Origin of the sequence: Paenarthrobacter sp. NPDC090520, assembly GCF_044769205.1 — a bacterium.
Classification (GTDB): domain Bacteria; phylum Actinomycetota; class Actinomycetes; order Actinomycetales; family Micrococcaceae; genus Arthrobacter.
In genome coordinates this window covers 1-10,106 of record NZ_JBIVXM010000042.1, presented here as the reverse complement: position 1 = coordinate 10,106, position 10,106 = coordinate 1, and the positions used below count along the sequence as shown (strand labels likewise).

General features: G+C 65.0%; 9 protein-coding genes. 8 read left to right on the top strand and 1 reads right to left on the bottom strand.

From position 1 onward, the window contains the following. Positions 1-166 precede the first annotated feature (166 nt). Positions 167-1,051, top strand: a complete 885-nt coding sequence (gnd, locus tag ACIQTZ_RS23765; protein ID WP_402984770.1) for a phosphogluconate dehydrogenase (NAD(+)-dependent, decarboxylating) — start codon at positions 167-169, stop codon at positions 1,049-1,051. 99 nt (positions 1,052-1,150) lie between these two features. Here the strand turns inward: gnd and ACIQTZ_RS23760 are convergent, their stop codons facing one another. After that, the gene (locus ACIQTZ_RS23760) at positions 1,151-2,425 is read right to left on the bottom strand and encodes a LuxR C-terminal-related transcriptional regulator (RefSeq protein WP_402984768.1); all 1,275 of its coding nucleotides are present in this window, start codon (positions 2,423-2,425) and stop codon (positions 1,151-1,153) included. A 202-nt stretch (positions 2,426-2,627) separates the two neighbouring features. Here ACIQTZ_RS23760 and tkt point away from each other — a divergent pair, with 202 nt between their 5' ends. From tkt to ACIQTZ_RS23725, 7 genes are all read left to right on the top strand, one after another. After that, complete coding sequence (gene tkt / locus ACIQTZ_RS23755; RefSeq protein WP_397326469.1) at positions 2,628-4,790, top strand: transketolase; 2,163 nt, start codon at positions 2,628-2,630, stop codon at positions 4,788-4,790. 93 nt (positions 4,791-4,883) lie between these two features. Then, positions 4,884-6,005, top strand: coding sequence for a transaldolase (gene tal, locus ACIQTZ_RS23750; protein ID WP_400332639.1), 1,122 nt, complete (start codon positions 4,884-4,886; stop codon positions 6,003-6,005). A 121-nt stretch (positions 6,006-6,126) separates the two neighbouring features. Next, entirely contained in the window at positions 6,127-6,834 is a 708-nt protein-coding gene (rpe, locus tag ACIQTZ_RS23745) for a ribulose-phosphate 3-epimerase (protein WP_402984766.1), read from the top strand. A gap of 9 nt (positions 6,835-6,843) precedes the next feature. Then, positions 6,844-7,317 (top strand): ribose-5-phosphate isomerase, encoded by a 474-nt coding sequence (locus ACIQTZ_RS23740; RefSeq protein ID WP_402984764.1) that lies wholly within the window; start codon positions 6,844-6,846, stop codon positions 7,315-7,317. 33 nt (positions 7,318-7,350) lie between these two features. Then, positions 7,351-8,373: a class II fructose-bisphosphate aldolase gene (gene fbaA / locus ACIQTZ_RS23735; RefSeq protein WP_402984762.1), complete on the top strand. Its 1,023-nt coding sequence runs from the start codon at positions 7,351-7,353 to the stop codon at positions 8,371-8,373. Between the two features lie 112 nt (positions 8,374-8,485). Beyond that, positions 8,486-9,085, top strand: coding sequence for a hypothetical protein (locus ACIQTZ_RS23730; RefSeq protein ID WP_402984760.1), 600 nt, complete (start codon positions 8,486-8,488; stop codon positions 9,083-9,085). A 100-nt stretch (positions 9,086-9,185) separates the two neighbouring features. Beyond that, positions 9,186-9,917, top strand: a complete 732-nt coding sequence (locus tag ACIQTZ_RS23725) for a YcnI family protein (protein ID WP_397326477.1) — start codon at positions 9,186-9,188, stop codon at positions 9,915-9,917. The last annotated feature ends 189 nt before the right edge of the window (positions 9,918-10,106 follow it).

Here is a 10,106-nt window from a genome sequence, read left to right as displayed (position 1 = left end):
CCCGCACCGAACACGGCCTCGAAGCCGCCGGCGCCACCACCATGGCCCTCATGTTCGCCACCATGACCACCTAAACCACCACCACCCAAACCACCACCACCCAAACCACCGGCCGGCACAACGCCAGCCCGAACGCCACCCCCAAACGCACGAGAAGAGCCGCACCATGCACATCGGACTAATAGGCCTTGGAAAAATGGGTTTCAACATGCGGGAACGCCTCCGCAAAGGAGGCTTGATGGTCACGGGCTTCGACCCGAACCCCGACGTCACCGATGTGCAATCACTGGACGAGCTGCTGCAAACAGTCCCAGCACCGCGGATCATCTGGGCGATGGTCCCGGCCGGCGCCGCCACGGAGGCCGTCATCGGTGAACTGGGTGAAAAGCTCAGCCCCGGAGATTTGGTGATCGACGGTGGTAACTCGCGGTTCACGGAAGACCAGAAACACAGCGAACTGCTCGCCGTCCGCGGTATACGCTTCGCGGATTGCGGTGTTTCCGGCGGTGTCTGGGGCCTGGAGAACGGGTATGGCCTCATGGTGGGGGGAGACACCGAGGACGTTCAGCGCGCAATGCCCGTCTTCGATGCCCTGCGGCCGGAAGGCGAACGTGCGGACAGTTTTGTCCACGTGGGCGGGGTGGGCGCGGGCCACTATTCCAAGATGGTTCACAACGGGATCGAGTACGGCCTCATGCAGGCATACGCCGAGGGATACCAGTTGCTGGAGGCCAAGGACATCATCACTGACTTGCCCGGGACCTTCCGCGCCTGGCAAAAGGGAACGGTGGTGCGTTCCTGGCTGCTGGACCTGATGGTCAAGGCGCTGGACGAGGATCCCGGCCTGCGCACTATCGGTGACTATGTGGAGGACTCCGGGGAAGGCCGGTGGACCGTTGAGGAAGCGATCGCCAACGCTGTCCCCACCCCTGTCATTACCGCGGCCCTGTTTGCCCGTTTCGCTTCGCGCGAGGACAGCTCTCCTGCCATGAAAATGGTCTCCGCCCTGCGGCACCAGTTTGGGGGTCACGCGACCCGGCCGGCCGCATAGCTACCTACTCCTTAGTATAGTTTTTCGCCCTGAGGCCCAAAACAGAAGAAGCGGGACGACCGACGTCGTCCCGCTTCTTCCCGTGCCCGGATCCGGGTCCTAGGACTGCCGCATGCCGTGGCTGTGTGCCAGCGCGATCGCCTCGGTGCGCGATCCGACGTCGAGCTTCTTGAAAAGGTTCCGCACGTGGAACTTGACCGTGTTCTCGCTGATGCCCATGGAGGACGCGATGGTGCGGTTGCGGTGGCCGGAGGCGAGGTGCTGGAGCACTTCAAGTTCGCGGGCCGCGAGGTTCCAGCCGGTCACGTCGCCGGCCGGGCGGGCCGGGAGGTCCAGGGGCAGGGAGACGAAAACGTCGGCACCCCAGCCCGCCATGACGTCCATCCGGAGCTGTCCGGTGAGCGCCTGGACCCGCCGGTCAAGGCGGCTGATGTTCGGATCCTCGGTGGTCAGGGCACCGCCGCCGTCGTCGCGGACGTTGATCAGCAGGTTCTCGCCGTCGCAGTCCCAGTGCGTGCGGATGCGGCTGACCTCGGGCTGTTCCATCATGGCCAAAACCAGGCCGCGGACAATGGCGCGCGCGGCATGCGCCACCTCGCCGGGCAGGTCCCTGCCGTTGAGCGGTGGTTCGATGAACTGGACCTCGATGCCGCTGAAACCCGTCAGCGGACGAAGGTCATCGCGCAGGCGCTCGAAGGCCTTGGCCACCGGCTCCTTCACCAGTTCCGTGGTGCGGTCGCTGTGCGTACGCAGGCCAACCAAGGCTTTGGCGGCGAGATCCGTGACCGTGGTGCGGGCCGTGGCGTGGTCCATGGAAGAGGACCGCAGCGCGGCCAGGAGCGTTTCCAGCGTGGTGGAGTGCAGGTCCGTCAGTTCGGCGGTGACGCGCAGGCGCTCGGCTGACGCCGCCCGCGATTCAATGAGGTACGACGGCGGTGCATCCGCGACTTTTTCCTGGATGCGCCGGGCCGTGATGTTCCACAGGTACGTCAGCATTTCGAGCCCGGCGTCGCTGTCCGGGTCCACCAAGCGGGGATCCGTGAGCACCAGGAGGGCGTTGCTGGGGGCGTGCTTGAGGGCCAACGCCTGCCGGGGCTTGCCGGCCAGTTCGGCTTCGCCGCGCCAAGGCCCGTCGTCGGGCAGCTCTGCACGGAGGTTATCCAGCTCTTCGATGGAGACGCGGGAGATGATCTCTTCCGCGCCCGCCTTCTTCTGCGGCCGGCCGGTACAGTCCTCCGTGAAAATGACCAGGGCAGTGCTGCCGACGGAGGGGAGCGTTGCTTCGCGGAGCCGTTCGGCGATTTGGGACAGGGGGGCATCGGCCAAGGCTGCCACGGAATGCAACAGCGGCCATGGGGGGTTCGACTGGGTCATGGCTAATTCCTTGTTGTGCTCTCTGGCTGCTGTGCTCCGGTGCGCAACTGCCCGGGCAAAAATAATCCGCCCTGTCCGAAAGTATAGTCAAAAACTGTCAGAAAACAGTGTTTTACCTACCCCTTTGTTTCGGAAGGATGGAAACCAACCAAAGCATGCATTCGGTCATGGCGGCCGAACCACACATCAAAGGGGATCAATCGTGAATCCAACAGCAAGCGCGGTTCTTACATTCAGCGACGCAGATCCTGAAACCGCAACCCTCGACTGGACCGCAGAGGACCAGCGCGCCGTTGACACCGCCCGCGTGTTGGCAGCCGACGCCGTGGAGAAGGTGGGCAACGGCCACCCCGGTACGGCCATGAGCCTGGCTCCGGCTGCGTACCTGCTGTTCCAGAAGCTGATGCGCCACGATCCGCGTGATGCCGACTGGATCGGCCGGGACCGCTTCATCCTCTCCCCGGGTCACTCCTCCCTGACCCTCTACATCCAGCTCTTCCTCTCCGGTTACGGCCTGGAACTGAAGGATCTCGAAGCCCTCCGCACTTGGGACTCCCTGACCCCGGGCCACCCGGAGTACAAGCACACCAAGGGCGTGGAAATCACCACCGGCCCGCTGGGCCAGGGCCTGGCGTCCTCGGTTGGGTTCGCTTACTCCCAGCGCCGCCAGCGCGGCCTGTTCGACGCCGATGCTCCCGCCGGCGAATCGCCGTTCGACCACACCATCTGGGTCATCGCTTCCGACGGCGACATCCAGGAAGGCGTCACCTCAGAGGCTTCCTCCCTCGCCGGCCACCAGGAACTGGGCAACCTTGTTGTTGTCTACGATGAGAACCACATCTCGATCGAAGATGACACGGACATTGCGTTCACCGAAGACGTCCTGAAGCGTTACGAATCCTACGGCTGGCACACCCAGCGCGTGGACTGGACGCGCACGGGTGAGTACGTGGAAGATGTCCAGGAGCTCTACACCGCGCTGCTCAAGGCCAAGGCCGAGACCACCCGCCCGTCCATCATTTCGCTGCGCACCATCATCGGCTACCCGGCCCCGAAGAAGCAGAACACCGGCAAGATCCACGGCTCCGCGCTGGGCGGCGAGGAAGTCGCAGCACTCAAGGAAGTCCTGGGCTTCAACCCGGAGAAGTCCTTCGAAGTGGACCAGGCCATCCTGGCCCACGCCCGCAAGGTGGTGGACCGCGGCGCGGCTGCCCGCGAACAGTGGGACGCTTCCTTCAACGCCTGGCAGTCCGCGAACCCCGAGGGCGCAGCACTGCTGGAGCGCATCGAGTCCAAGCAGCTCCCTGCAGGCATCGACGAACTCTTGCCCGTGTTCGAGGCCGGCAAGGATGTCTCCACCCGCGCCGCTTCCGGCAAGGTCCTGAACGCCATCGGCCCGGCACTGCCCGAACTGTGGGGCGGTTCTTGCGACCTGGCCGAGTCCAACAACACCACCATCGAGGGTTCGCCGTCGTTCATCCCGGCCTCCCGCTCCACGGACGCCTGGAAGGGCAACCCCTACGGACGCGTGCTGCACTTCGGTATCCGCGAGCACGCCGCTGCCTCGATCGTGAACGGCATCTCCCTGCACGGACGGACCCGCGCCTTCTCCGGCACGTTCCTGATCTTCTCCGACTACCAGAAGCCGGCCATCCGCCTGGGCGCACTGATGGGTGTCCCGTCCATCTACGTGTGGTCGCACGACTCCATTGGCCTGGGTGAAGACGGTCCCACGCACCAGCCCGTGGAGCAGCTCGCCACCCTGCGCGCCATCCCCGGTCTGGACGTTGTCCGCCCGGCCGACGCCAACGAGGTTGGCATCGCCTGGAAGACCATCCTGGAAAACCACCAGAACCCGGCAGGCATTGTCCTTACCCGCCAGAACGTCCCGGTCTTTGCCCGCGGCACCGGCGAGGCAAGCGGCGACACCTTCGCATCGCCGGCTGGTGTTGCCAAGGGTGGCTACGTGCTGGCCGAGGCTTCCAAGGGCGGCAAGACCGTTGACGCGCAGGTCATCCTGATCGCTACCGGTTCGGAAGTCAGCCTGGCCGTCGAAGCCCGCCAGGCCCTCCAGTCCGAGGGCATCGCCACCCGCGTTGTGTCCATGCCTTCCGTTGAGTGGTTCAAGAAGCAGGACGAGGCCTACCGCGAATCCGTGCTCCCGTCCTCGGTCAAGGCCCGCGTTTCCGTTGAGGCCGGCCTGTCCCTGGGCTGGCGCGAGTTTGTTGGCGACGCCGGCCGCTCCATCAGCCTCGAGCACTTCGGCGCTTCCGCTGACTACAAGCGGCTCTTCACCGAGTTCGGCATCACCGCCGAAGCCGTCACCGCGGCCGCCATGGACTCCCTGGCCGCCGTCGGAAACTAACCCCTGAACCGCAGGTGCGACCGGCGGCGCGGGACGAAGCGCATACGTCCCGTGCCGCCGTCGTAACTGCCACCCGTTTGGAAGGAAGAACTTATGACCAACGCAACTCCCACCGCACAGCTTTCCGAAGCCGGTCTTTCCATCTGGCTCGACGACCTTTCCCGCAACCGCCTCGAGACGGGCAGCCTGCGGAAGCTCATCGAGGAGAAGAACGTGGTTGGCGTGACCACCAACCCGTCCATCTTCCAGGCCGCGATCACCTCGGGCTCCGACTATGACGACGCCATCGCCGAACAGGCTGCCGCCGGTTCCAGCGTGGAAGAGACCATCTTCGAGCTCACCACCACGGACGTCGCAGCCGCTTGTGACCTGTTCGCCCCGATTGCCGCCGCCACCAACGGTGTTGACGGCCGGGTGTCCATCGAAGTCGACCCGCGCCTGGCCTGGGACACCGCAGGCACCATCGCGGAGGCGAAGGAACTGTACAAGAAGGTCAACAAGGAAAACGTCCTGATCAAGATTCCTGCCACCCTTGAAGGACTCGAGGCCATCACCGCGGTCCTGGCTGAGGGCATCAGCGTCAACGTGACCCTGATCTTCTCCCTGGACCGCTACCGCGCAGTGATCAATGCGTTCCAGGCAGGCATCAAGCAGGCCAAGGACAACGGCCACGACCTTTCCACGATCCACTCCGTTGCCTCGTTCTTCGTTTCCCGCGTGGACACCGAGATCGACAAGCGCCTCGACGCCATCGGAACCGATGCAGCCAAGGCCCTCAAGGGCCAGGCCGGTGTTGCCAACGCACGTCTTGCCTACCAGGTCTTCGAGGAACTGTTCTCCACCGAGCGCTGGAACGTCCTGGCCCAGGCCGGCGCCCGTGCCCAGCGTCCATTGTGGGCTTCCACCGGTGTGAAAGACCCGGCGTACCCGGACACTCTCTACGTGACCGAACTGGTTGCCGCCGGCGTGGTGAACACGATGCCGGAGAAGACCCTGGATGCCACCTTCGACCACGGCGTGGCCAAGGGTGACACCCTCACGGGTACCTACCAGGAAGCCGCGAAGGTCCTCGACGCCCTCGAGAACATCGGTGTTTCCTACGACGACGTCGTTGCCCTCCTTGAGTCCGAAGGACTCGAGAAGTTCGTGGCCAGCTGGAAGGAACTCCTGGCCGACGTCGAAGGCGCACTTGCCGCCGCCCGCAAGGCCGCCTGACCCTCGCAAGCCCTCCTCCCCGGGCGCCCCTGCATCTGGCGCCCCGCGTGGAGACCCCCTGTTCCGGGGGTCTCCACGCCCTTTACTTCCCGCTCTGACCGTTCCCGAAAGGCAGGACATCATGTCCACCTCCCCACTGACGTGCTGCATCAACCCGAGCATCCTCTCGGCCGACTTCGTCAACCTCGAAGCCGAGCTGGCCCGTATCAGCAACGCCGACGCCGTGCACGTGGATGTCATGGACAACCACTTCGTGCCGAACCTGACCATTGGCCTGCCGGTTGTGGAACGGATTCAGAAAGTCAGCCCCGTGCCGCTGGACGCCCACTTGATGATCGCCGACGCCGACCGCTGGGCTCCGCTGTACGCCGACGCCGGCCTGGACTCGGTGACCTTCCACGTGGAAGCTGCCATGGCCCCCATCAAGCTCGCCCGCGAACTCCGCGCACGCGGCTCCAAAGCCGGCATGGCCCTGCGCCCCGCGACTCCCGTGGAGCCGTACCTGGACATGCTGCCCGAGCTGGACATGCTGCTCCTGATGACCGTGGAACCCGGCTTTGGTGGCCAGGCGTTCCTGGACGTTGTCCTTCCCAAGATCCGCCGCGCCCGCGAAGCCGTGGAAGGATCCGGCGTGAACGTTGCCATCCAGGTGGACGGCGGCATCACCGAGGAGACCATCATCCGCGCCGCCGAGGCCGGTGCCAACATCTTCGTGGCCGGCTCGGCCGTCTACGGCAAGCCGTCGCCCGCGGACGCGATCGATTCGCTGCGCACCAACGGGCAGCTCGCCTTTGCGCCGACGTCCACCCCCGAACTCCAGAAAGCCTAAGGACCACCCATGCGCGTTCACATCGCCACCGACCATGCCGGGCTTGAACTCAGCTCGCACCTCATCACCGCCCTCACGGAGAGCGGCTACGAAATGGTGGACCACGGGCCTGCCTCTTACGATCCGGAGGACGATTACCCCTCCTTTTGCATTAACGCCGCAACCGCCGTCGTCAATGACCAGGCCGCAGGGGTTGACGCCCTGGGCATCGTCCTGGGAGGTTCCGGCAATGGGGAACAGATCGCCGCGAACAAGGTCAAGGGCGTGCGCGCGGCGTTGGCCTGGAACCTGGACACCGCCGTGCTGGCCCGCCAGCACAATGACGCCAACGTGGTTGCTGTTGGCGGGCGCCAGCACTCTGTGGAGGAAGCCACGGAGCTGATCAAGGCGTTCCTTGCGGAGCCGTTCACCAATGCCGAACGCCACGAACGCCGGATCGGCAAGATTGCCAGCTACGAGACCACCGGCGTCGTAGCCAACTAACCCGCTCAGCCCAAGCCCAGCCTAGGAGCCACCTTGCCCATTGCAACCCCAGAGATTTACTCGGAGATGATCGACCGCGCGAAGACGTCAGGGTTCGCCTACCCTGCGGTCAACGTGACGTCGTCGCAGACCCTGAATGCTGCGATCCGCGGTTTCGCCGAGGCCGAATCCGACGGCATCATCCAGGTTTCCACCGGTGGTGCGGCGTACTGGTCCGGTGCGTCAGTGAAGGACATGGTGGCGGGCTCGTTGGGCTTCGCGGCGTTCGCCCGCGAGGTTGCCAGGAACTACAACGTCAACATCGCCCTGCACACGGACCACTGCCCGCAGGACAAGCTGTCAGGCTTCGTGTTGCCGCTGCTGGCCGCATCCGAGGAAGCCGTGAAGGCCGGCAAGGACCCCATCTTCAACTCCCACATGTGGGACGGCTCGCACGAGACGCTGTCGGATAACCTGCGCATCGGCCGCGAACTGCTGGAACGCGCAGCTGCCGCCAAGATCATCCTCGAAGTCGAGATTGGCACCGTGGGTGGCGAGGAAGACGGCGTGGAGAACGAGATCAACGAGAAGCTCTACACCACCACCGAAGACGCCCTCGCCACCATCGAAGCCCTGGGTGCCGGCGAAAACGGCCGCTACCTGACCGCTCTGACCTTCGGCAACGTGCATGGCGTGTACAAGCCGGGCAACGTCCAGCTCCGCCCGGAACTCCTCCAGCAGATCCAGGCCGAAGTGGGCGCGAAGATCGGCAAGGACAAGCCGTTCGACCTGGTGTTCCACGGCGGATCCGGTTCCTCCGAGCAGGAGATCGCCGAGGCCGTGTCCCATGGCGTGATCAAAATGAACATCGACACCGACGTGCAGTACGCATTCACGCGTCCGGTAGCCGGCCATATGATCGCCAATTACGACGGCGTGCTGAAGGTCGACGGCGGTTTGGGCAACAAGAAGACCTACGATCCCCGCGTCTGGGGTGCCTCCGCGGAGGCCGGCATGGCGGCGCGCATCGTCGAGGCCGCCCAGCAACTCGGATCGGCGGGAAAGACCTTCGCGTAACTTTTGCAGCAAACGGAGCTACCCCCGCGTACGCCCGTAAAATTGTGATCCATTGGACTGCGGTTTTTGGTCAGCCGAAACGTAGTCCCTGAGCAACCGGAAAGGAGCACCGATGGCTAGTCGTGCTTCTTTCCGGTTGTTGCGTACCGGGATGATTTCTTCGCTCATCATCGGCCTGGCGTCCGGGGGACACCTCGCTGGCGGGGGAGTCCTTCCCGAGCCTGCGATTCTCCTGGGTTTGTGTGCCTTGACGGTGTTGCCGGTATCCATTCTCACCACGTTCCGCTTGTCGTTCCACGTTTTGGTCGGTGTCCTTGGCGCCGGGCAGGCGTGGTTGCACTGGGCTTTCCACTCGCTCTCCGCGGCTGCCTCCGGCGGGCCGATGCCAAGCGGCCACGCCCACCACGCGTCCGGGATGGCCGTTGACGCTGTTGGTGTTTCCGGCGCGGTCCAGGCGTCCAGCGACGGGCAAATGTTTGCCGCCCACGCGGTAGCCACCGTGGTGACAGCCGTGGTGCTGGCCCGTGGCGAGCAGGCGCTCTGGGCGTTGTCGGCGTGGCTTCGGCCCCTGATCACGCTCCTTGAACCTTTCGTGATTGTCCCCGCACGGGTCCCCGGACCCGTCGCGGCACCGATCGTCCTCCCGCGGCACCAGTTGGTCCGCCGCATGCCCGCACGGCGGGGTCCACCGGCGATGATGCCCGCCGTCTGAGACCCTCGCACGTTCAGTTCGCAGGACACAGGCGGCACAGTTGCCGGCCCGGCCAATCCGGGACCCGGACTCCCACCTTTTCTGTGAAAGGCATCCAGCCATGAAGACCTCCATTCGCCGTACCCTCAAGTCCGTTTCCGTTGCTGCCCTCGCCGCAGGGATGCTTGCCGCCGGCGCCGCCACGGCCTCCGCGCACGTCCACGTGGACCCGGAAAGCACCACAGCGGGCGGCTACACCCACCTGACGTTCAGCGTCCCCAACGAATCCGCCACGGCCAAGACCAACAAGCTCGAAGTTGCGCTGCCCACGGATACTCCGTTCAACTCCGTCTCCGTGAAGCCCGTGGAGGGCTGGACCGCCCAGGTGGTCACCGCCGACCTGCCCAAGCCCGTCACGGTCAACGGTGCAACGGTTACCAAGGCTCCGGGTTCCGTGGTGTGGACCGCCGACGACGCACACCAGATCGGCCAGAACGAGTACCAGACCTTCTCCATCTCCGTTGGTGTGCTGCCCGATGCCGGAACCACCATCACCTTGCCCGCCAAGCAGAGCTACACGGACGGCACGGTTGTTGCCTGGGACGAGAAGACGGTTGAAGGACAGGACGAGCCGAAACACCCGGCGCCCTCCTTCGTGACCACGGCCAAGACCGCCGGTTCGGATGACCACCACGCCGCGGCTACCGCTTCTGCGACGCCGGCGCCGGCTTCCGCGACGACGCCCGCCTCTGATGGAGGTTCGACGGCGGGATGGTTCGGTCTTGCTGCGGGATTGGTGGGACTTGCCGCGGGCGTGACGGCCCTGGCCCGTACCCGCCCCGCGAAGCGCTAACCCGCTACCCGGACACCCTCCACTCCACCCCGCGTCGCGCGCACCCGTCAACCCGGCTCACCCAACTGAGTCGCAGTTAAGCGCGTTTTGAACTCGGCGGTTTCTAGCGGTTATCGCAACAGGAAGGTTCTGATCATCTCATTTGGGGTGCAGAAGTCGAATCGTTGGCGGGGTCTGTCGTTGAGTTCG

Bases quoted from the DNA above. Each gene is read 5' to 3' on its own strand.
- gnd (WP_402984770.1), top strand. From the start codon at position 167: ATGCACATCGGACTAATAGGCCTTGGAAAAATGGGTTTCAACATGCGG.
- ACIQTZ_RS23760 (WP_402984768.1), bottom strand. From the start codon at position 2,425: ATGACCCAGTCGAACCCCCCATGGCCGCTGTTGCATTCCGTGGCAGCC.
- tal (WP_400332639.1), top strand. From the start codon at position 4,884: ATGACCAACGCAACTCCCACCGCACAGCTTTCCGAAGCCGGTCTTTCC.
- rpe (WP_402984766.1), top strand. From the start codon at position 6,127: ATGTCCACCTCCCCACTGACGTGCTGCATCAACCCGAGCATCCTCTCG.
- ACIQTZ_RS23740 (WP_402984764.1), top strand. From the start codon at position 6,844: ATGCGCGTTCACATCGCCACCGACCATGCCGGGCTTGAACTCAGCTCG.
- ACIQTZ_RS23730 (WP_402984760.1), top strand. From the start codon at position 8,486: ATGGCTAGTCGTGCTTCTTTCCGGTTGTTGCGTACCGGGATGATTTCT.
- ACIQTZ_RS23725 (WP_397326477.1), top strand. From the start codon at position 9,186: ATGAAGACCTCCATTCGCCGTACCCTCAAGTCCGTTTCCGTTGCTGCC.